We start from the raw sequence: 22,258 nt of genomic DNA, 5'->3' as shown, positions 1-22,258 counted from the left end.
CCTGAACATTTTGAAATGAACATGTCCTGATCGCCATCGTTATCAAGGTCGGTTCGATAATGAAGCGTAATTTCCGCCGCCCGGCGTAATTCCCAGAGAATAAGCGCCAGCTGTAACGCCTGACTGGTAATATGTGTAGGTTCCGGAACCGTTGTTCAGGTAATATACATTCGGATTGATATCGTGGCATGAAAAAGCATCTAGATTTCCATCATTATTGATATCGATGAAATTCGTTCTCTGGCAGAAAATAGACTGTGGAGGTGTATAATTCGTATAAGCAGTTCCGGTTGAATTGGAAATCCACAAAGTCAATCCGCCGCCGCTTCCAAGCAATAAATCATTGAATCCATCTTTGTTGAGATCTCCCGCTGCAAGACTCCATCCCGGCATACGGCTTGTTCCGTTTATCGGATAATTTGTCGGAGTGAATGTGCCATTATCCCCCTGGACATTTACCCTTAAATTGTTATTGTCGACGCTGGCGATATCGTCCTTCCCATCACCATTCATATCAACGACACACATATTATAATCGCTCGTATTGACGGTTGAAATTGTTTGCGACGTATAATGCACCGGTACAACGATTACATCTTCGATGATTTGGAAATCAAAACCGGCATCGCTCCATTTGTTATCCCAGGCTATATAATAAGTAACTCCCGCAAGTGCATCAAAGGTCTTTTTGGATAAATTTGAAAATGTATTTCCTGAATTACAGGCAATTGTTCCTGAATTGTCATCGCTGGTTACACAAGTCAACCCACCTGAGCAAGAACCGGTATATACACTGAAATTGGTGTCTTTGCAGATATTCTGCGGCAAGTCTGAAGTTATCGTTACATGCGCATCCTCTGCAACAGAATAGGTATACCATTTTCCTTTTGCGGCAGTTGAACATGAAGTTGTCTGGTTTGTGCCATCAAGAGCTGCAACAGTTGTAACTCCGGCTGTAACCGGCACGGCAGTCGTACACGGACTTGGTACAAATGGCGCTTCGATGATTTGGAAATCAAAACCTTGCGTTTGCCCCCATTTGTTGTCCCATACAATATAATAAGTTGTTCCTGCAACGACTTCAAAGGTTTTTTTAGATAGGTAGGAGGTGCCGTCGGAACATACAACGGTTCCGCCGTCATCATCCCCGACATAACAAGCGAGGCCGCTGCAATTACCTGTGTAGACGTTAAAGTTGGTGTCTTTACAGATGTTTTGCGCAAGGTCGGAGGTAACTGTAAGGCTGTAATTTGCTGTGGGAGTATAAGTATACCATTCCGCCAGTGTTTCGCCTGAACAATTCGACGTGATGTTTTGGCCATCGATCAACGCGATAGTTGTCACACCTGCGGTTATCGGCACAGCAGTGTCGCAGGTATCTTGTGAATAGGATTGCTGGAATCCCAACGCAAATAATACTACAGCTATCTTTCTATAAAGATTACCGTAGATTATCGGTTTGTTTTTTGTAAAGTTCATTTTCATTTTGTTGGTGTATTAAGGTTTGTATTATTCGCAATCATTAAGTGAATTGATCCATTGTCTGACAAGCTCGAGGCCTTCTTCGTGAATCAATGTGCGTCCGTGAAGCGGCATTCTGTAGGTTTCGTTGGTTGTATTGAGTCTGTAATACATCATCGACCTAGCAATTCTTCCCGGTGCTACAATTTTGTCAAGCTGCGGAGGCAAATCCTGTAAATCCTGGTGTTGACGCAAACACCCATATTGGCGTCATTATTCCCGGTTTCACTAAATGCAAAACGCATCGGCCTGTAATCGCAATGCCTGTCGGTCATATGGCAATGGGAGCAGTTGGCATCAACGTAAGAACGTACCCGCAACGAAAGAGATTTCGAAGTATCGCGATAATCGATTGTCGAGTGCTCCTGTGTTGGGAGCGTGAAATTACCGTCGAGATAACCTGCTTCAATCCATTTCATGAGTTGGTTTTTATTTCCGTCTTTATAATTATAGTCAAAATTGAGATTTTGCGGTTTGATACCAATTGGAATATAGGTTGTGACTTCTGTTTGTTTCGATTTGTGGCATACGATGCATTGCGGCGCGGTCGGAATCCTGTAATCGACGGTCTTGAGCACATCGTTCTCATTTTTCCATTCGATATGTGTTATACTGCCTTCCAAGTCGAAAAAAGCTTCGGTTTGGTCATCATTCCAAATATAATCTGCAAAAATCCAACCGTCTGCTTTGCGAATCATCACTCTTGTTTCAACGATTCTTGTTCCGCCGACATTGGCAATATTCTGGACGTTATCGTAATAAAACGTTTTTATCAGTGCCGCACCGACGGGCAATTCGAGCACTGTGTTATCGCTGTTGAAAGTAGCTTTGACGCCTTTGGGCATCCAAATAAAACGTTTTTTCAGGGCATAATCTGTAAACAAAGCGCTTGCTGGCTGAAAAGGCAATACATTGAGTGCCGGATTTTGCAATTTCATTTCGCCTTCAAAGAACTTGTATTCTGATAATTTTTGGTAAGGGACTTTCGTCAAATCTACTGTTACAGGAGAAGTTTCAACTGGAATATAGCCATCATCTTCTGTTTTTGAGCACGGACCAGTCTGATGATAATACAAAAAATTGCCAGCGTATATAAGAAAAGGTAACTTTTTTTCATAAAATCGGTAGGTTTCCTTGTCAAAAGTATCAAAAAAATGATTAAGTATTTGTTCTTTAGAATGTTAATTTTGATTTTTTGTTATGTAGTTTTTACTGTCGTGACGTTTAGCATGTGTAAATGGCTGCATTCTTCAAAACTTGATAACAGTCAAGTGTTGATTTACCCTAATCTGGGAAGAGAATAAATAGTGTTTTAATGCGAAAACGATTTCGTTTTTATTCAATCTTTAATGAACTTCGGAATGGTTAAAAAATAATTTATTTGCAAAAAACATAAAACCAGTTACTTAGGGATTTTGCAGTGAATTTCTCGAAAAAAAGCCATTGAAAAGTTTGCATAAACCGAAAAGCGGTGTACTTTTGCACCCGCATTCAGAGCGACGTTCATTTATACAGACTGCAAGATTTAAGGAATTGAAAAAAGCGAAAAAATATTTGCGCAATGCGATGAAGATATTATCTTAGCCCTCCGCAAAATATTTAACAGCTTGATTTTGTTTTTGATAAGAAAAAAGAAAATTTTTTTCATTTTTTTTCTTGCACAGGTAAAAAGAAGTTGTACTTTTGCACCCGCTTTGGGAATGAAGCGGAGAAGAGAAGAAGACACGTTCATAGACATATTGGATTGACAGCCGTTACGGGAGAGATTCCGTAACAAAGAAAAAAAGAGTAAGGTGAATCGGAAGATTTACGAAAAACGTTAGCTATTCGTCTAAAAATTAGCTGAAGAGATTCAGCAAACAATATACGATGAAGAGTTTGATCCTGGCTCAGGATGAACGCTAGCGGCAGGCTTAACACATGCAAGTCGAGGGGTATAGTTCTTCGGAACTAGAGACCGGCGCACGGTGCGTAACGCGTATGCAACCTACCTTTCACAGGGGGATAGCCCAGAGAAATTTGGATTAATACCCCATGGTGTATCAGAGTGGCATCACACAGATACTAAAGTTCCAACGGTGAAAGATGGGCATGCGTCCCATTAGCTAGATGGTAAGGTAACGGCTTACCATGGCAACGATGGGTAGGGTCAGTGGAGGGAGATCCCCCACACTGGTACTGAGACACGGACCAGACTCCTACGGGAGGCAGCAGTGAGGAATATTGGTCAATGGGCGCAAGCCTGAACCAGCCATGCCGCGTGCAGGATGAAGCATCTATGGTGTGTAAACTGCTTTTGTACGGGAAGAAACACCGGTTCGTGAACCGGCTTGACGGTACCGTAAGAATAAGGATCGGCTAACTCCGTGCCAGCAGCCGCGGTAATACGGAGGATCCAAGCGTTATCCGGAATCATTGGGTTTAAAGGGTCCGTAGGCGGCCAGGTAAGTCAGTGGTGAAAGCCCATCGCTCAACGGTGGAACGGCCATTGATACTGCCAGGCTTGAATTCTCGGGAAGTAACTAGAATATGTAGTGTAGCGGTGAAATGCTTAGATATTACATGGAATACCAATTGCGAAGGCAGGTTACTACCGGTGGATTGACGCTGATGGACGAAAGCGTGGGTAGCGAACAGGATTAGATACCCTGGTAGTCCACGCCGTAAACGATGGATACTAGCTGTTCGGGGCAACCTGAGTGGCTAAGCGAAAGTGATAAGTATCCCACCTGGGGAGTACGGGCGCAAGCCTGAAACTCAAAGGAATTGACGGGGCAGCACAAGCGGTGGAGCATGTGGTTTAATTCGATGATACGCGAGGAACCTTACCAAGGCTTAAATGTAGATTGACAGGACTGGAAACAGTTTTTCCTTCGGGCAATTTACAAGGTGCTGCATGGTTGTCGTCAGCTCGTGCCGTGAGGTGTCAGGTTAAGTCCTATAACGAGCGCAACCCCTGTTGTTAGTTGCCAGCGAGTCATGTCGGGAACTCTCGCAAGACTGCCAGTGCAAACTGTGAGGAAGGTGGGGATGACGTCAAATCATCACGGCAGCTTACGCCTTGGGCTACACACGTGCTACAATGGCCGGTACAGAGAGCAGCCACCTCGCGAGGGGGAGCGAATCTACAAAACCGGTCACAGTTCGGATCGGAGTCTGCAACTCGACTCCGTGAAGCTGGAATCGCTAGTAATCGGATATCAGCCATGATCCGGTGAATACGTTCCCGGGCCTTGTACACACCGCCCGTCAAGCCATGGAAGCTGGGGGTGCCTGAAGTCGGTGACCGCAAGGAGCTGCCTAGGGTAAAACTGGTAACTAGGGCTAAGTCGTAACAAGGTAGCCGTACCGGAAGGTGCGGCTGGAACACCTCCTTTCTAGAGAAAGACGCAATACTGACGATGTTAATCGGAAGTTCAAATTACTCTTTGCTGTTGATTCAAATAATACAATCCAAGAAAAAAAGTACAGAGTCTCGTAGCTCAGCTGGTTAGAGTACAACACTGATAATGTTGGGGTCCCAGTTCGAGTCTCGGCGGGACTACTATTTTTTATTTAAGATTTTAGAATTCAGATTTTAGAATTGAAAAGGCTTGGGAAAGGAAATTCTGGAAGTTGAGGGATTCAATCAATCTGAATTCTGAAATCTAAGATCAGAAATCAATTGGGGGATTAGCTCAGCTGGCTAGAGCGCCTGCCTTGCACGCAGGAGGTCATCGGTTCGACTCCGATATTCTCCACTATCCGCCCCGGCGGAAACCGTTCATTGACATATTGGGATAAGAAAATATTTAAAAAGTAGAAAGACACAGTTTTTCCATATTCGTATGGGAGAACAAAAAGTACAATAAGCAAAATAAGGGCGTATGGGGGATGCCTAGGCTCTCAGAGGCGAAGAAGGACGTGATAAGCTGCGAAAAGCGCCGGGGATGAGCACACATCAGTTGATCCGGCGATATCCGAATGGGGCAACCCAATGCATTGAAGATGCATTACCCGATAGGGGCAAACCCGCTGAACTGAAACATCTAAGTAGGCGGAGGAGAAGAAAACAAAAGTGATTCCGTAAGTAGTGGCGAGCGAACGCGGATTAGCCCAAACCAATGTTGTCACGGCAAGATTGGGGTTGTACGGCAGGCGAGATTGAATGCAAAGTGAACCGGAAAGGCCTGGAAAGGCTCAGCCATAGAGGGTGATAGCCCCGTATGGGTAAGCGATGATATTCATAGTGGTATCCTGAGTAGGGCGGGGCACGTGAAACCCTGTCTGAATCTGGCAGGGCAGATCCGCTAAGGCTAAATACTCCTGAGAGACCGATAGTGAACCAGTACCGTGAGGGAAAGGTGAAAAGAACCGTGAATAACGGAGTGAAACAGATCCTGAAACCATACGCCTACAAGCGGTCGGAGCCCATTCGTTGGGTGACGGCGTGCCTTTTGCATAATGAGCCTACGAGTTAACGTTGCCGGCAAGGATAAGGACTTCAGGTCCAGATCCGTAGCGAAAGCGAGTCTGAACAGGGCGCTTTAGTCGGTAGTGTTAGACGCGAAACCGTGTGATCTACCCATGGGCAGGATGAAGCTGTGGTAACACACGGTGGAAGTCCGAACCGGTTGACGTTGAAAAGTCTTCGGATGACCTGTGGGTAGGGGTGAAAGGCCAATCAAACTCGGAAATAGCTCGTACTCCCCGAAATGCATTTAGGTGCAGCGCTGGATATAGTTATATAGAGGTAGAGCTACTGATTGGATGCGGGGGCTTCACCGCCTACCAATTCCTGACAAACTCCGAATGCTATATAATGTTTACCAGCAGTGAGGGCTTGGGTGCTAAGGTTCAGAGTCCGAGAGGGAAAGAACCCAGACCATCGGCTAAGGCCGCCAAATATATGCTAAGTTGAAAGAACGAGGTTTGTCTGCCCAGACAGCTAGGATGTTGGCTTGGAAGCAGCCATTCATTTAAAGAGTGCGTAACAGCTCACTAGTCGAGCGGACGAGCATGGATAATAATCGGGCATAAGCATATTACCGAAGCTATGGATTGATAGCAATATCAGTGGTAGGGGAGCATTCCATCAGGGTTGAAGGTGTGTCGTAAGGCATGCTGGACCAGATGGAAAAGAAAATGTAGGCATAAGTAACGATAATGCGGGCGAGAAACCCGCACACCGAAAGACTAAGGTTTCCTCAGCTATGCTAATCAGCTGAGGGTTAGTCGGGTCAGTAAGGCGAACCCGAAAGGGACAGTCGATGGCCAACGGGTTAATATTCCCGTACTACTCATTACTGTGATGGGGTGACGGAGTGATGAAAGCGCCGCGAACTGACGGAATAGTTCGTTGAAGGCTGTAGCTATATTCTTTACAGGCAAATCCGTAGAGAATGGCAAAGGCCGATAGTACACGGAGTCTTCGGACAAAGTGATAGTGCGCCTAAGGGCTTCCAAGAAAAACCTCTAAACTTCAGGTAGTGAGTACCCGTACCGTAAACCGACACAGGTAGTCGAGGAGAGAATCCTAAGGTGCTCGAGAGATTCATGGCTAAGGAATTAGGCAAAATAGACCTGTAACTTCGGGAGAAAGGTCGCCCCGTGCAAACGGGCCGCAGTGAAGAGGTCCAGGCGACTGTTTATCAAAAACACAGGGCTCTGCAAAATCGTAAGATGAAGTATAGGGCCTGACACCTGCCCGGTGCTGGAAGGTTAAGAGGAGATGTTATCTTCGGAGAAGCATTGAATTGAAGCCCCAGTAAACGGCGGCCGTAACTATAACGGTCATAAGGTAGCGAAATTCCTTGTCGGGTAAGTTCCGACCTGCACGAATGGTGTAACGATCTGGACACTGTCTCAGCCATGAGCTCGGTGAAATTGTAGTAACGGTGAAGATGCCGTTTACCCGCAGTGGGACGAAAGACCCTGTGCACCTTTACTATAGCTTAGTATTGACTTTGGATAAGTGATGTGTAGGATAGGTGGGAGACTTCGATCCTGCGTCGCCAGGCGTAGGTTAGTCATTGTTGAAATACCACCCTTTGCTTATCTGAAGCCTAACCCCGTGCTGCGGGGACATTGCTTGGTGGGTAGTTTGACTGGGGTGGTCGCCTCCAAAAGAGTAACGGAGGCTTCTAAAGGTTCCCTCAGTACGCTTGGTAACCGTGCGTAGAGTGCAATGGCATAAGGGAGCTTGACTGAGAGACATACAGGTCGATCAGGTACGAAAGTAGAGCATAGTGATCCGGTGGTTCCGCATGGAAGGGCCATCGCTCAAAGGATAAAAGGTACGCCGGGGATAACAGGCTGATCTCCCCCAAGAGCTCATATCGACGGGGGGGTTTGGCACCTCGATGTCGGCTCGTCACATCCTGGGGCTGGAGAAGGTCCCAAGGGTTGGGCTGTTCGCCCATTAAAGTGGCACGCGAGCTGGGTTCAGAACGTCGTGAGACAGTTCGGTCTCTATCTACTGCGGGCGCAAGAAATTTGAGTGGATCTGATTCTAGTACGAGAGGACCAGAATTCGACCGACCGCTGGTGTATCTGTTGTCCCGCCAGGGGCACCGCAGAGTAGCTACGTCGGGAAGGGATAAGCGCTGAAAGCATATAAGCGCGAAACCCACCACAAGATGAGATTTCTTTTAAGGGTCGTGGAAGATGACCACGTCGATAGGCTACAGGTGTAAAGGCAGTAATGTCATAGCCGAGTAGTACTAATAACCCGTAAGCTTATGTGCGCTCCTCCCGCCCGCAAGGGCGGGAAGAAACTTTCTTTCAAATGAATATTTACTTTATCCCAGTACGTCAAAGATATTAGTGATTGTTGGCAGATTCAATCTGCCACCCTTCGCAAAACGACTTAAGGTGGTTATTGCGGCGGGGCTCACCTCTTCCCATCCCGAACAGAGAAGTTAAGCCCGCCTGCGCAGATGGTACTGCAGTTTGTGGGAGAGTATGTCGTCGCCTTTCTTTAGTGAAGCCCAGCTTGAAAAAGCTGGGCTTCTTTTTTATAGGTGCGACGCAGTTCGGGCATAGCCCTCGGGTCGTCGCCTTTCTTTTGAAAACCCTTCATGGAAACATGAGGGGTTTTTTGTTATAACAACGTCCCAACCTTCGGGGTTGTTTGGCAGTGTAGTTGATTGAATTCTGCGCGTTAGGGATGGGAGTGGAAAGCCCGGAGCCGATTTTATAGCTCAATCAATGGTGGGATACCGTGGCGAGGACTTGCAGCGACAGCCCGACGGCGCTAACCATAAGTTCATTCCAAAACAGGAAGTTCCTGCGCCGGAACGCCAAAAAAATCTTATTATGAAAATAGAATTTATATATTCATCGCAAAGAAAAGATTGTGCGATAAAGCAATAATTCAGGAAAAGTATTTATATTTGGATTTCTAAATCTTTGTTTATGAAAAAGTTGTGTTTCCTTGCCGTGTTTTTGTTGTCATTTGCGTCTTACGGAAAATCGATTCCGACGCCCTTATTGTACAGGCTTTCGAAAAGAATACTGGCTGAAACAGAGCATTTTATATCAGACAACAACACAACTAAAACTACCATCAAAACCAAAAGCGGTAAACAAAAACTTCCTAAATCGTGTCCGCTGAAATGCCAGCCAAAAAAGGAAATTAAAGTTATATTTCCGGCTTTTCTCAGCAATGAAAAAAGATTTGACCCGTGGAATGATGATTCAAAATAATTGAATTATCAAGTAACATCTGTATTTATTCTTAACTGATAATTACAAAACTCTGTTTATCTTTGTGTAATCTACAAAAAACACATGGAAAAGATATTCAATAATACACAAGTCGCATTTTCTCTTAAAACAGATACTGAGCTTGACCGGGCTTATTTTTTATTCAAACTTATTGCGAATGAACCGTTGGTGCGTATTGGTACTGCCGTTACCAATTTTGCTATTAAAGCGCATCTTCCGGTTGAAGGATTAATCCGGGCAACTGTCTTTGATCATTTTTGCGGTGGCGTAAATGAAGCTGACTGTCTTCCGGTGGTGGATAAAATGTATACGAAAGGCGTTTCATCTGTGCTCGATTATTCTGTTGAAGGCAAAGAGGAGGAAGCGCAATTTGATGCTGCATTGGAGATGACGCTTAAAACCATTCATTTTGCCGAAGAAAGAAAGTCTATTCCGTTTGCCGTTTTTAAGCCTACAGGATTTGGCCGTTTCGAATTATATGAAAAGCTAGGAGAAAAAAAATCGCTTACTCCTGAAGAACAAAAAGAATGGGACAGGGTTGTAGCGCGTTTTGACAAAGTCTGTAAAACTGCTCATGATAAAGACGTTGCATTGCTGATTGACGGCGAAGAAAGCTGGATGCAGGATGCTGCCGACGACCTCGTTGCCAACATGATGCGCAAATACAATCAGAAAAAAGCGATAGTTTTCAACACATTGCAAATGTACCGATGGGATCGATTGGATTACCTGAAAAAATTGCATGATCAAGCAAAATCCGAAGGTTTTTATATCGGAATGAAACTGGTTCGCGGTGCGTATATGGAGAAAGAAATCAACCGTGCTGCCGAAAAAGGTTATATGTCGCCGATTTGCGCTACTAAAGAAGCGACTGATGAAAATTACGACGCTTCCGTTCTTTATATGGTTGAACATCTTGATGCAATGTCGATTTTTGCGGGAACACACAATGAAGAAAGCTCCTATAGACTCATCGATTTAATGCAGAAAAATAATATTGCCAAAAATGACGACCGCATCTGGTTTGGGCAATTGTACGGAATGAGCGACAATATCAGTTATAATCTGGCTGAAAATGGGTACAATGTTGCGAAGTATTTGCCATTCGGACCGGTTCGCCATGTCATGCCTTATTTAATAAGACGTGCAGAAGAAAATACTTCGGTTGCCGGTCAGACAAATCGCGAATTGACGTTGATTAAGACCGAACGAGACAGGAGAAAAGGCAAGTAATCGGTGTTCGGTGGTCAGTATTCAGACTGCCGTATAAATATTATAAAAAAATCCATTTTGGAAATTTCCGGAATGGATTTTTTGTTTTTTGTAAATCTGAATGAGAATTTTATATATTTGCTTACTTGCAATTTTTTCGTTTCCCAAATTAAGATTATCGTAATTAAATTATACAAAAATTAAGGTATAAATAATGTCAACAGCCGCAGACAATAATGAACCGTTGCTCGTCAGTGAATTGAAAAATCACAGCGAGAAAGCTTTTCGCAGGCTTTTTGATATTTACTACCAGGATATTTACGGATATAGTTTTAGCCTTTTAAAGTCGAAAGAGCATGCGGAAGAAAATGTTCAGGATGTATTTTTAAAAGTCTGGCTGCACCGTGAAAATCTCGATATTGAGAAATCTTTTAAGGCTTTTTTATTTACGATTGCAAAAACCAGGCCTTCAACTTCCTTAGCAAAGCGGCCAACGATGTAGTGTTGAAAGAAGCTATTTTTTACACTTCCGAAAAATCTCACGAAGAAGGCGATTACAGCATTCGCGAAGCCGATTGTAAAAAACTAAGGAAGCTCGCCATAAACCAATTGCCGCCGAAACGAAAAAAGATTTTCAAAATGTCGCGGAAGCAAGGAAAAACCTATGAAGAAATCAGCCGTGAATTAGGAATATCAATCAATACTGTAAAATCCCAAATGAGTAAGGCGCTTGAATCGCTGCGGCTTTACCTTCATGTTCACGATGAATATACATAACAATATAAATTTTAAAATCTCAGTCATCCTTCGGGATGATTTTTTTTGCAATTTTTTTTGCTTTTAATAAATCAATAATGTTTTGAAATCCAATTATTTAACAAATGGAATGATTTCAATTATGTTAAAATTAAGAAAACTATAACGTTTGAGTAGTAGTTGGATTGGTTTCAACTGTATTATATAAAACAGCATAAATCAATACCCATGATTGAAAATTCAAACATAAAAACACTTTTGCAAAAGTTCGTCCTGAACGAATGTACGCCCGAAGAAACCGACAAAGTCATCACTTATTTTCAGGACAATAAAATGACTTCCGATTTTCCGACGGTTGAAGACATCGGGGAGTTATTGGACGAAATGCCAAAAATGGAGCAATCCAAAGCCGACGCAATTTTTTCAAATATTCTCGAAACCGCCGGAAGTGCTCCCGTAATCCAACTTCCAAAACGCAAAAAATCCTATAAAAAATACCTTTCGATTGCTGCTGTTATATTGATTTTGTTATCTGTCGGCTTGAGTTACCAAAATGGATTGTTTGATGAAAAACAACAATTAATCCTGACAGGCAATGAAATCACATTACAACTCGAAAATGGTGACATCCAAATTATTGCCGCCGACGGAACTTCAGTAGTAAAGGATGCTGACGGCAATATCATCGGCAGTCAAAACGGAAGCAAAATTGTCTATGACGCCAAAACCGAACCGAAAAATTATCCTACAACACACTTAAAATTCCATACGGCAAGCGTTTTCAGTTGCAATTGTCTGACGGAACTGTAATTCACCTGAATTCAGGAACGACTTTAAGATATCCGGTAAAATTTATCGCTGGCGAAAACAGGCAGGTTTTTCTTGACGGAGAAGCTTATTTTGATGTCGCGAAAGACAAAGCGCATCCGTTTATTGTCAATGCCGACAAGCTTAATGTCCGTGTACTCGGAACGCATTTCAACGTAACCAATTATCCTGAAGATGATCAGACTGATGTGGTTTTGGTGGAAGGTTCTGTTGGATTATACGGTTCCAACACGACTTTCGATGCAACTAAAAATACTGTTCTGAAACCTGGTTATAAAGGAAGTTTTAATAAAAATACTAGCAGCATCAATACAAAACCAGTCGTTACAGATTTTTATACTTCGTGAATCCAGGGAAGGCTGACTTTCAAGAACATGACGTTTAAAAACATCGCTAAAAAGCTTGAAAGACATTATGATGTTACGATTGTCAACAAAGATATGAAACTGTCTGACGAGAAATTTAATGCCAGTTTTGGTGACCAGCCTATTGAGAAAGTGTTGAGTTATTTCAGTGAAATCCACGCTTTTGATTACACTATAAAAGACAAAGAAATCATAATCAAATAACCTAAAATAACTGTAAATGACATACTGAAAACCAGAAAAAAAAATCGGAAACTGCTGCGAACAGTTCCCGACAGACTTAAATGATTGAACCTAACTAACTGATTTAATACATTCAATTTAACAAATTTATGAAAAAAAAAGCCAAAAAATAATGGGCAGTTATTCCCATTATTTAAAATTGATTTAAAATTGAAACTAACTGTACTCCTCTTGTTCCTTGCGCTCTTCAACATACGCGCCAACACTTACGCCCAGACGATTGTGAGCCTGGATTTGAAAAATGCAACCGTTGAAGAAGTCATCGAGAAAATCGAACAATCTTCCGACTTCCGCTTCATTTATAAGATGGACGACGTCGACATTAACCGCGTCGTCAGCATCCGTGTAAAAGATGAAACGATCAATAACATCCTTGAAAAATTATTCAAATCGACAGCTACCGAATATAAAGTGCGTGACACTCAGATCATCCTTAAAAAAGCGATGGCTGCCGAGAAAATAATTCCGGATATTTTAGTGCAAAAAAGCATAAAAGGAAAAGTTACAGATGAAAAAGGGCTGCCGCTTCCCGGCGCTACCGTTATGGAAGAAGCTACCAAAAAAACTGTAGTTACCGACATTGATGGAAATTTTGAAATTGCGGTTTCCGGAAACGATGCCGTTCTTCTCATCACCTACATCGGTTATCTGCCGAAAAGAATTCCTGCCGGCGACAATTTATCGATTCAATTACTGACAGATCCGAGTGATTTACAGGAAGTTGTAGTCATCGGATACGGTTCCTCTGCCAAAAGGGATGTTACAGGCGCAATCGGTTCAATCACTGCAAAAGATATGAACCAGGGCGCACTTGTAAATCCGCTGCAGCTGATTTCTGGTAAATTGGCGGGTGTGAGCATCAATCAGACTGGTAGTGAACAGGATCTGCTCCGGGATCAGGATCCGTGGCATTACTTCGCTTATCGGCGGAAGCGACCCGCTTGTTGTTGTTGATGGTGTTCAGGGAAATCTGGATTTACTGAACCAGATTCCACCCTCAGAAATTGCGTCGATCGATGTATTAAAAGATGCTTCGGCGACAGCGATTTACGGATCAAGAGGTGCACCGGGTGTTCTTATCGTAACCACTAAAAGTAACAAGGCAGGCAAAAGCTCTGTTGAATATTCGATGTCGACTTCTTACGATGTTATCCCGAAAAAACTTGATATGCTCAATGCAGATGAATGGTGGGCAGAGGCGCAAAAAATTGGCACTCCGGCACTTGCAAACCATGGCTCCAACACCGATTGGTACGATTTGCTTACACAAAGCGGATTGACACAGACGCATACCTTGTCTTTTGGGGGCGGCGCAGAAAAATTCAGTTACAGGGCATCGGTCAGTGCAATTTTGCAGGACGGTGTCGTAATTAATTCAAGTAACAAGAAATACATCGGGCGAATTCAGGCCACGCAACTGGCTTTGGATGACCACCTGAAACTGACTTACAACCTGAACAGCGGCATCAATAATAAGGAAAGTACGGTACAAAGTATCGGAAGGGCGGCATTTACCTCGAACCTTATCACTAACGCTTACCTGATGCGCCCAACAGATCCGGTTTACAATCTTGACGGCAGTTATTATACTGATCCGAATGTTTTCCAGTACCTGAATCCGTATGCCGTTGCGCAAACAGTTACAGATGAATTGGAGTCGGATAATTTATTCGGAAGTCTAAAGGCTGATTTGGATGTATATGATGGTGTTACTTTGGGCTGGTTTGGAAGCTGGAGAAAAACCAACGGCTCTGAAGGTTTTTATCTTCCGGCAGAATCAACAAGTGCGAATGCCATTGACCAGAAAGGTTTTGCCAATATCAGGAATGATAAAGCAGATGAAAAACTTATGGATATTAGTGTCAACTACAAAAAAATATTCGGAAAGCACAACATCAATTTTTTAGGATTGTACGAATGGCAACGGCAGACTTATCAGGGAAATTATGCACAGGCACGCGGATTCATCAACGATATTACGACCTATAATGCTTTGCAATTGGGTGATTTATCCAAAGTACAACCGGGCGATATTTCTTCTTATAAGAACGACCGGACGCTGATTTCGTTTCTGGGCCGCCTGAATTATACTTTTCTGGAAAGATATTTATTTACCGCAAGTATCAGACGTGACGGTTCTTCGGTATTCGGCGCCAATTATAAATGGGGCTATTTTCCATCGGCGTCAATCGGCTGGCAAATTGACCAGGAGCCGTTTATGGCAAAACAAAAAATCTTCAATACTTTGAAGCTTCGCGGAGGTTATGGCCAGTCGGGTAACCAACAAGGATTCGGTACCGCAAAACTCCATCTCGCTTGTTGGCTTAGGTACTACTGCAAGCGTAACTTATTTCGGAGGCAGGAAATCACCAATTTCGAGGAGCGCCAAAATGCAAATCCGGATTTGCGCTGGGAAACAAAAAAACAAACCAATATCGGAATCGATTTTGCAGTTTTAAACAGCAGGTTGCGCGGAACTATTGATGTTTACAGCGCCACAACAGATAATCTTTTATTCAACTATACAGTTCCGACGCCGCCTTATCCGTACAATGTCATAAAAGCAAATGTCGGCAGCATCCAAAATAAAGGACTCGAGGTAAGCCTTGGTTATGATCTTATTAAAACTGATAATACCTTGTTTACTTTGGCTGGAAATGTTTCCTTACTAAGGAATAAAGTATTGAAACTCGGCGGCAGCATTAATGGAACTCCGCTGGTAAATACCGATTATGTCGAATGGGACCAAATGCTTATCTGATTGTCGGCGAACCAATCGGAACTTTCAACATCCTGCACCACACAGGCAAAGACAACGAAAATTCTGAAACCGTTCTTGGCCAGCCAACAGATGGTACACCGGCTGATCAAGGCGGACACAGCCCGCTTCGCTTCGAAAAAGGCTCAGCGTTACCGACATATACTTTCGCCATCAACCCAACATTGCAATATAAAAATTTAGATTTTTCAATGTTATGGAGAGGATCCGGCGGTAATAAAATCTACAACAGCCTGAGGGCGAATTTAAGTTACGAAGAAAATTTAGGTAAATCTAATATCCTCGCGAGTGGAGTTGACCAGGGATTGTTCACTTCCAAATACAATTCAGATTTATGGCTGGAAGATGGTGATTTTGTTCGTTTGGAAAATGTGACCCTTGGTTACAATCTGAAATTCAAAGATGTGAAATTTATGGATTCGGTAAGGATTTCACTGACAGGAAACAACCTCGTGGTTTTTACTAACTATAGCGGTATTGACCCGGAATTAAATTTAAGCGGCGGACAAGGTGCAGGCGGCGACAACGGCATCTATCCGCGTGTAAGAAGTTTTGTATTGGGATTAAATGTAAAATTTAAATAAAAAATTGAAAATGAAAATGAATGTTAAACAAGTAGTGATAACAGCAGCCCTATGTTTGCTGTTATTTACCGGATGCACGAATGTTGACGAAACGGTCTACGACCAATATGCTTCGGACGAATTCTACGGTACGCCCGAAGGTTCAGATGTAGCCCTGGCAGCATTATATTCACAGATCGCCGGCAATTGGGGAGGTGTAGGTTACGCAGGAGCAGACAACGGTTGGTATGACATGAACGCCATGTGCGCCGACGAACAGGTAATCCCGCACAGAAATACAGGTGACTGGCAATTGGATTTTGCCCGTTTGTACAAGCACGAATGGCTGCCGACCGATTTTATCGTTAACAACACATGGAATTGGTTGTACAAATCAATCTTTGGCGCCAACCTTGCAGTAGCCCGCCTGGAAGCCGCTCATGCTGACCCTGCGAAAATTGCCGAAGCCAGAGTAGCCAGGGCATTTTTCTATTATTTATTGATGGATGATTGGGGAAGTGTTCCTTTTTACACAGAAAATAACATTACGGTTGATAAGATCCCTCAGGCATCCCGCGAGGAAGTTTACAATTTCATTGTGGCAGAACTGACTGAAAATGTAGAAAAATTATCTCCGACAAAAGGCGGTGCTTACTATGGAAGATTCAACAAATGGGCAGGCTACATGCTTTTGGCAAAAGTTTACCTGAATGCCGGCGTTTATACCGGAACCCCGAAATGGCAGGAATGCCTCGACGCTTGCAACAAAGTCAGTGAAGGCGGATTTTCTTTGCATCCTTCAGGTGCAAATGCCGCGAGTCCGAACGGAAATAAATACTACGAATTATTCGGTGATGTACTGCCAAACGACGAAACGATTTTTGCAATGTATGCAACCGTGAACATCGTTTCGCGCAGTATCTACGGCGTTCGTACGTTATACGGCCCGCATGCGCAAACGCTTTTCGGTTACAGCGGATGGAACGGTACAGTCGTGCCGAAAGATTTCTTCCAGAAATACAATGAAAATGACATTCGGATCAAGCAATTTCGTTTCGGTGATCAGGGCGCGGGCGTTAATTATACGCTCGACGTTCCATCGCTTGATAATCCGGGATCGCCTCCGATGGCAGGTGTGCGCGGATTAAAATTCTTTCCGGCCGGAGCTTCAGACGGAGGTGGTGCTTCCAACGACTTTCCGATTTATCGTTATGCTGACGTATTACTGATGAAAGCAGAATGTCATGTGCGCCTGAACAATCCGGGAGCGGCGAAACCATTCATCGATGCTGTTCGCGAACGTGCCAACTTGCCGGTCTTGGCAGCCAATCCGACATTGGATGATATTTACAACGAACGCGGATTCGAACTGAACTGGGAAGGCCACAGGAGACAAGATATGATTCGTTTCGATAAATTCTTACTGCCGAATTTGTTCAGAGGCGCTTCACCTGAATATAGAAAATTGTTTCCAATTCCGACAGCTGCTTTAGATGCCAACAAAGGACTCATACAAAATCCGGGTTATTAAAATATTTACTATGAAAAGATATATCCAAAAATTAACAATAATCGGGGCACTGTCGTTCATCGGTGTGTCCTGTGAAAATGATGCAGATGTGACGACTTTAGCGCAAGTGAATTTCACTTCTGAAGTAGTCGCTTCACCAAGTACAATCGTATTAAATGCTGAAAACAAATACGAAGCCGTAACGACTATTTCATGGCCCGCCGTGCAATACACAGTTGATGCGCCCGTAACTTATGCACTTCAATTTGACGTGGCGAGCGATACCATCGGAACAACCGCCTGGGCAAATGCGAAAAGAATCGAAGTCGGCGAAGATGTGCTGAGCAAATCTTTTCTTGGTGCTGATTTGAATGAACTGGCAAAAGATTTTGGCATACAACCTGATACCGCCGGTGAATTGGTAGTTCGCGTGGTTTCATATTTAGACCGTGCGGCATATTCTGACGCGATTGTATTGACTGTTACACCATTCACGGAAGTGATAACGATAGCCCAGATTTATATGCCCGGAAGCTACCAGGGCTGGAATCCTGCTACGGCAGCAACACTTACGGCGATTGACAATGGCGTTTTTCAGGGCTATGTGACTTTTCCGGTCGGACAAGGACTCGGATTTAAATTCACCACTGAACCGGATTGGGACGAATTCTACGGACTTGACACTAACGGGAATTTTGCCGAACACGGCGATACTGATTTGACTGTCCCGGCATATGGCTCGTACCAAATTACAGTAAACCTGAATACACTGAGCTTCACAGCAGTGCCATATTCCTGGGGAATCATTGGTACATCAACCGCAGGCGGATGGAATTCTGATACCGATATGACTTACGATTATGTAAATAAAGTATGGAAATTCGTTGGTCCGCTTGTTCCGGGTGCTTTGAAATACAGGCTTAACGATTCATGGACAGTCAATTACGGACAGAACAGCAACAGCGATCCGGTCGTTTATTTTGACAACCAAGGTGCTTATACAATAAGCGTGGCAGGGAATTATACAGTAACTTTTGCCCTGAATCCCGATCCTGCGACGGCAAATTATACAGTGACATTAAATTAATTGATAACAATAAAGATAGTTGAGTTGATTATGTGACATCTCTCCGTATCATATCGCGGAGGGATGTAACTATCAAAAACTACATAAAAAAGATAAAAATGAAATTATACAGTAAGATCGTTTTCCTGTTGCTCACATTATCGATACTGATTTCGTGCAGCGCTTCTGATGATAAAACCACATCAAATCCGGGCAATTATGAACAATACGGCGAATCTTTTGCAGCGATGCCGAAGAGTGAAGATGCCGTGATTTACCAGGTCAATATCCGTGCTTTTAGTTCGGAAGGAACTTTAAATGGCGTAAAAGCCAGGCTTTCCGATATCAAAGATTTGGGTGCCAATGTCGTTTACCTTATGCCTGTTTATCCTGTCGGAACCTTGAATTCTGCAGGTGGATTGGGTTCACCTTACGCCGTGAAAGATTACAAAGCCGTGAATCCTGATTTCGGGACACTCGAAGATCTACGCAGTTTGGTTGCAGAAGCCCACAATATGGGAATGGCGGTAATTTTGGATTGGGTTGCCAATCATACTGCCTGGACAACGCCTGGATTACCCAGTATCCGGATTGGTACAAGCACAATGCAAATGGCGATATCATCATCCCGCCCGGAACTAATTATAACGATGTTGCACAGTTGGATTTCGATAATTATGATATGCGTGCTGCGATGGTTGATGCAATGTCTTATTGGGTTTATAATGCCAATATTGATGGTTTCCGATGTGATTATGCCGATGCCGTTCCGCAGAATTTCTGGACAGATGCCATTAAAACTGTTCGCGGAATTAAGAAAGACCAACACTTGTTAATGCTCGCCGAAGGCAGCCGCGTACATCACTTCTACGAAGGCTTTGATTATACTTTCGGCTTTGGTTATTTCGACGCACTAAAAAAGGTATTCAACGAAAATAAGCCGGCAACCAGCTTACAGGACGCCAATGCTGCAGAATATACCAACAATTATACCGACGCTTTTAAAATCGTTAGATACACTTCCAACCATGATGTTAATCTTGCTGATGGTTCGCCAACAGAGCTTTTTCATGGGAATAAAGGAGCCCTTGCAGCTTTCGTCGTCGCAGCTTATATGAAATCTGTCCCTATGATTTATAATGGACAGGAGATTGGTTACGCAAGCAGATTGGGCGTTTTCACCCGCACGCCAATCGACTGGAGCATGGCTGATACTGGTGTGTTGGCAGAATACAAAAAAATCGTAGCTTTCAGGAAAAGCAGCAATGCTGTAAAAACCGGTCGGTATAAAGGTTTCAGTGGTGACAATGTGAGCGCATTTACGATGGAAACAGATACTGAGAAAGTTTTTGTCATTTCGAATATGACGAACACAACTGCCAATTATATCCTGCCGGCTTCGCTTGCAGCAATCAGCTGGAAAGACGCGTTTACAGATACGTCAATGCCTGCAACAAATGAAATAACCTTAATGCCTTATCAATATCTGGTATTGAAAAATTAATAAAAATTATATGCCCTTTACCTCATTAAAAGTTTTGTTTTCGAAGTTTTTTATCACCCGACATTTAATGGCAATGGCCGTTATCGCTTTGCCATTAATGCTTGGGGCACAAACCATCGTTTCTCCCGACAAAAATCTGTCGCTTCATTTTGAACTGAAAACCGGCGGTATTCCGTCGTATGAATTGAGTTACAAAGGGAAGCCGGTCATCAAACCGAGTACACTAGGTATCGAAATCAAAGATGGCGCTTCGTTCACAGACGGTTTTACAATTACTGATGCCACACAATCGGCAGTTGACATCAATTGGGATCCGGTAATGGGCGAGGAGAAGACAATCCGGAATAATTACAACGAACTTGCCGTAACGTTGGCGCAATCGAAAAACAGCAATCGTTACATCAGGATCAGATTTCGTTTATTTAATGACGGATTGGGTTTCCGCTACGAATTCCCAAAACAGAAAAACCTCAATTACTTTATTATTAAAGAAGAGCATACCGAATTTCAACTCGCAGGCGACCACAAGATTTTCTGGCATCCCGGCGATTATGACACGAATGAATATCCGTATACGACTTCAAAAATCTCTGAAATTCCTGGATTGATGAAAAAGGCGACTGTGAATATCAGCGCACAACAACCCATCCCGAATCCTTCGGTGCAAACACCATCGATGATGAAATCGCCTGACGGATTATATATCAACATTCACGAAGCCGCACTGGTCAATTACCCGGCAATGTCTTTAAATGTTGATGCTGCCAATTTGAAATTCACGTCACATCTTGTACCCGACGCTGTGGGCAATAAAGGCTACATGCAGACCGATGCGCAAAGTCCGTGGCGAACCATTGTTGTAAGTGACAAAGCCACTGATATCCTTGCATCAAAATTGATTCTGAACTTAAATGAACCTACCAAATACAAAGATGTTTCGTGGATAAAACCAATGAAATACATCGGCGTTTGGTGGGAATATTTCGTTGCAGGAAAAAGCACATGGGCTTATGGTACCGAAAACAACGTCAAATTAGGAGACGATTTTACCAAATTAACTCCGAATGGCAAACACGGCGCCACAACCGAACACGTAAAGGCTTACATCGATTTTGCTGCGAAAAACGGTTTTGATGCGGTTCTGGTAGAAGGCTGGAATATTGGCTGGGAAGACTGGATCGGCAACTGGAAAGAAGAAGTCTTCGATTTCGTAACGCCTTATCCTGATTTCGACGTAAAAGCTTTACACGAGTATGCTGCCTCAAAAGGCGTGAAAATCATCATGCACCATGAAACTTCAGGTGCTGCTACCAATTATGAGCGCCGCCTGGATCGTGCTTTTCAATTCATGAAAGACAATGGTTATAACGCTGTGAAAAGCGGTTATGTGGGTTCGATAATTCCGCGCGGCGAACACCATGACGGGCAATGGATGGTCAATCATTACATCCATGTTGCGGAGCGCGCTGCCGACTACCAGATCATGGTCAACAGCCACGAAGCCGTGCGCCCGACAGGATTAAATCGTACTTATCCGAACTGGATTGCACAGGAATCTGCAAGAGGTACAGAATTCGAAGCTATGGGCGGATTGAACCCGGAGCACACGACAATCCTGCCGTTCACGCGATTGATGGGTGGCCCGATGGATTTCACACCGGGAATCTTCCAAACCGATCTGAGTTACTACACAGGCAGCAAACAGCGCGTCAATACGACATTGACAAAGCAATTGGCATATTATGTGACGATGTATAGTCCGCTGCAGATGGCTGCCGATTTACCTGAAAATTACGACCGTTTTCCTGACGCTTTCCAATTCATAAAAGACGTCGCTGTTGATTGGGACCATACTTATGTTCTCGAAGCAGAGCCAGGAGATTACATTACAATCGCCAGAAAAGCAAAAGGAAAAGAGGCTTGGTTTGTTGGAAGTATTGCCGATGAAAATTCAAGGACATCAACTTTAAATTTCAGTTTTCTTCCGAAAGGGAAAAAATATGAAGCCACAATTTATGCCGATGCCAAAGACGCAAGCTGGAATCAAAATCCGCAGCATTATGAAATCAGGAAAATCAACGTTACATCAAAAACAATATTAAAACAATTTGTTGCGCCGGGAGGCGGATTTGCGGTAAGCATTAAAGAATTCCCGGCTGCAAAATAGCCGGGAATTTTTTCCCTGACCGTTTTACGATATCGAT

17 protein-coding genes, 2 tRNA genes, 3 rRNA genes and 1 pseudogene are annotated in these 22,258 nt (G+C 43.5%); 20 read left to right on the top strand and 3 right to left on the bottom strand.

The annotated features are described in order from the left end of the window. Positions 1–42 precede the first annotated feature (42 nt). Genes ACSLFW_RS15605 through ACSLFW_RS15595 form a run of 3 tightly spaced genes read right to left on the bottom strand, consistent with a single transcriptional unit; the run spans position 43 to position 2,597 of the window. A complete protein-coding gene (locus tag ACSLFW_RS15605; protein WP_436556528.1) occupies positions 43–1,479 on the bottom strand; it encodes an FG-GAP repeat domain-containing protein in 1,437 nt (478 codons plus the stop codon). 30 nt (positions 1,480–1,509) lie between these two features. After that, positions 1,510–1,638, bottom strand: a complete 129-nt coding sequence (locus ACSLFW_RS15600) for a hypothetical protein (protein ID WP_436556527.1) — start codon at positions 1,636–1,638, stop codon at positions 1,510–1,512. A 23-nt stretch (positions 1,639–1,661) separates the two neighbouring features. Further along, on the bottom strand, positions 1,662–2,597 hold the full coding sequence (locus ACSLFW_RS15595; RefSeq protein ID WP_436556526.1) for a hypothetical protein: 936 nt from the start codon (positions 2,595–2,597) through the stop codon (positions 1,662–1,664). A gap of 790 nt (positions 2,598–3,387) precedes the next feature. Here ACSLFW_RS15595 and ACSLFW_RS15590 point away from each other — a divergent pair. The 20 genes and pseudogenes from ACSLFW_RS15590 (at position 3,388) to ACSLFW_RS15495 (ending at position 22,221) form a co-directional block, all read left to right on the top strand. Then, positions 3,388–4,898 (top strand): 16S ribosomal RNA (locus ACSLFW_RS15590). 94 nt (positions 4,899–4,992) lie between these two features. After that, positions 4,993–5,065, top strand: a tRNA-Ile gene (locus ACSLFW_RS15585). A gap of 122 nt (positions 5,066–5,187) precedes the next feature. Beyond that, positions 5,188–5,261: transfer RNA gene (locus ACSLFW_RS15580), tRNA-Ala, on the top strand. A gap of 105 nt (positions 5,262–5,366) precedes the next feature. Beyond that, positions 5,367–8,246: ribosomal RNA gene (locus tag ACSLFW_RS15575) — 23S ribosomal RNA — on the top strand. 123 nt (positions 8,247–8,369) lie between these two features. After that, positions 8,370–8,478: ribosomal RNA gene (gene rrf, locus ACSLFW_RS15570) — 5S ribosomal RNA — on the top strand. The 16S, 23S and 5S rRNA genes sit together here with 2 tRNA genes alongside, the layout of an rRNA operon. 438 nt (positions 8,479–8,916) lie before the next feature. Continuing rightward, a complete protein-coding gene (locus ACSLFW_RS15565; protein ID WP_436556525.1) occupies positions 8,917–9,207 on the top strand; it encodes a hypothetical protein in 291 nt (96 codons plus the stop codon). 84 nt (positions 9,208–9,291) lie between these two features. After that, positions 9,292–10,461: a proline dehydrogenase family protein gene (locus tag ACSLFW_RS15560; RefSeq protein WP_436556524.1), complete on the top strand. Its 1,170-nt coding sequence runs from the start codon at positions 9,292–9,294 to the stop codon at positions 10,459–10,461. A 193-nt stretch (positions 10,462–10,654) separates the two neighbouring features. Beyond that, the gene (locus ACSLFW_RS15555; protein ID WP_436556523.1) at positions 10,655–10,942 is read left to right on the top strand and encodes an RNA polymerase sigma factor; all 288 of its coding nucleotides are present in this window, start codon (positions 10,655–10,657) and stop codon (positions 10,940–10,942) included. A 2-nt stretch (positions 10,943–10,944) separates the two neighbouring features. Further along, entirely contained in the window at positions 10,945–11,217 is a 273-nt protein-coding gene (locus ACSLFW_RS15550; protein WP_436556522.1) for a sigma-70 family RNA polymerase sigma factor, read from the top strand. A 207-nt stretch (positions 11,218–11,424) separates the two neighbouring features. Beyond that, positions 11,425–12,006 carry a hypothetical protein gene (locus ACSLFW_RS15545; protein WP_436556521.1) on the top strand — a complete coding sequence of 194 codons (582 nt, stop codon included), beginning with the start codon at positions 11,425–11,427 and terminating at the stop codon, positions 12,004–12,006. Beyond that, complete coding sequence (locus ACSLFW_RS15540; protein WP_436556520.1) at positions 11,988–12,371, top strand: FecR family protein; 384 nt, start codon at positions 11,988–11,990, stop codon at positions 12,369–12,371. The genes ACSLFW_RS15545 and ACSLFW_RS15540 overlap by 19 nt, the downstream gene beginning before the upstream one ends. A 27-nt stretch (positions 12,372–12,398) precedes the next feature. Further along, entirely contained in the window at positions 12,399–12,593 is a 195-nt protein-coding gene (locus ACSLFW_RS15535; RefSeq protein WP_436556519.1) for a FecR domain-containing protein, read from the top strand. A gap of 189 nt (positions 12,594–12,782) precedes the next feature. Then, entirely contained in the window at positions 12,783–13,586 is an 804-nt protein-coding gene (locus ACSLFW_RS15530) for a carboxypeptidase-like regulatory domain-containing protein (protein ID WP_436556518.1), read from the top strand. Then, entirely contained in the window at positions 13,507–15,393 is a 1,887-nt protein-coding gene (locus ACSLFW_RS15525) for a SusC/RagA family TonB-linked outer membrane protein (RefSeq protein ID WP_436556517.1), read from the top strand. The genes ACSLFW_RS15530 and ACSLFW_RS15525 overlap by 80 nt, the downstream gene beginning before the upstream one ends. Continuing rightward, on the top strand, positions 15,372–15,995 hold the full coding sequence (locus tag ACSLFW_RS15520) for a hypothetical protein (RefSeq protein ID WP_436556516.1): 624 nt from the start codon (positions 15,372–15,374) through the stop codon (positions 15,993–15,995). Before ACSLFW_RS15525 ends, ACSLFW_RS15520 begins: the two co-directional genes overlap by 22 nt. 55 nt (positions 15,996–16,050) lie before the next feature. Next, on the top strand, positions 16,051–17,505 hold the full coding sequence (locus ACSLFW_RS15515) for a RagB/SusD family nutrient uptake outer membrane protein (RefSeq protein WP_436556515.1): 1,455 nt from the start codon (positions 16,051–16,053) through the stop codon (positions 17,503–17,505). Positions 17,506–17,515: 10 nt separating this feature from the next. Next, positions 17,516–18,571 (top strand): SusE domain-containing protein, encoded by a 1,056-nt coding sequence (locus ACSLFW_RS15510; RefSeq protein ID WP_436556514.1) that lies wholly within the window; start codon positions 17,516–17,518, stop codon positions 18,569–18,571. A gap of 98 nt (positions 18,572–18,669) precedes the next feature. Next, a pseudogene (locus ACSLFW_RS15505) lies at positions 18,670–19,050 on the top strand (alpha-amylase family glycosyl hydrolase); the annotation flags it as partial. A gap of 182 nt (positions 19,051–19,232) precedes the next feature. Beyond that, positions 19,233–20,054, top strand: a complete 822-nt coding sequence (locus ACSLFW_RS15500; protein WP_436556513.1) for an alpha-amylase family glycosyl hydrolase — start codon at positions 19,233–19,235, stop codon at positions 20,052–20,054. A 73-nt stretch (positions 20,055–20,127) separates the two neighbouring features. Continuing rightward, the gene (locus tag ACSLFW_RS15495) at positions 20,128–22,221 is read left to right on the top strand and encodes a glycoside hydrolase family 97 protein (RefSeq protein ID WP_436556512.1); all 2,094 of its coding nucleotides are present in this window, start codon (positions 20,128–20,130) and stop codon (positions 22,219–22,221) included. Positions 22,222–22,258: the final 37 nt, after the last annotated feature.

The sequence above is a fragment of the Flavobacterium sp. 3HN19-14 genome (assembly GCF_051373205.1).
Taxonomy (GTDB): domain Bacteria; phylum Bacteroidota; class Bacteroidia; order Flavobacteriales; family Flavobacteriaceae; genus Flavobacterium.
This window is presented reverse-complemented; position numbering and strand designations above follow the sequence as displayed.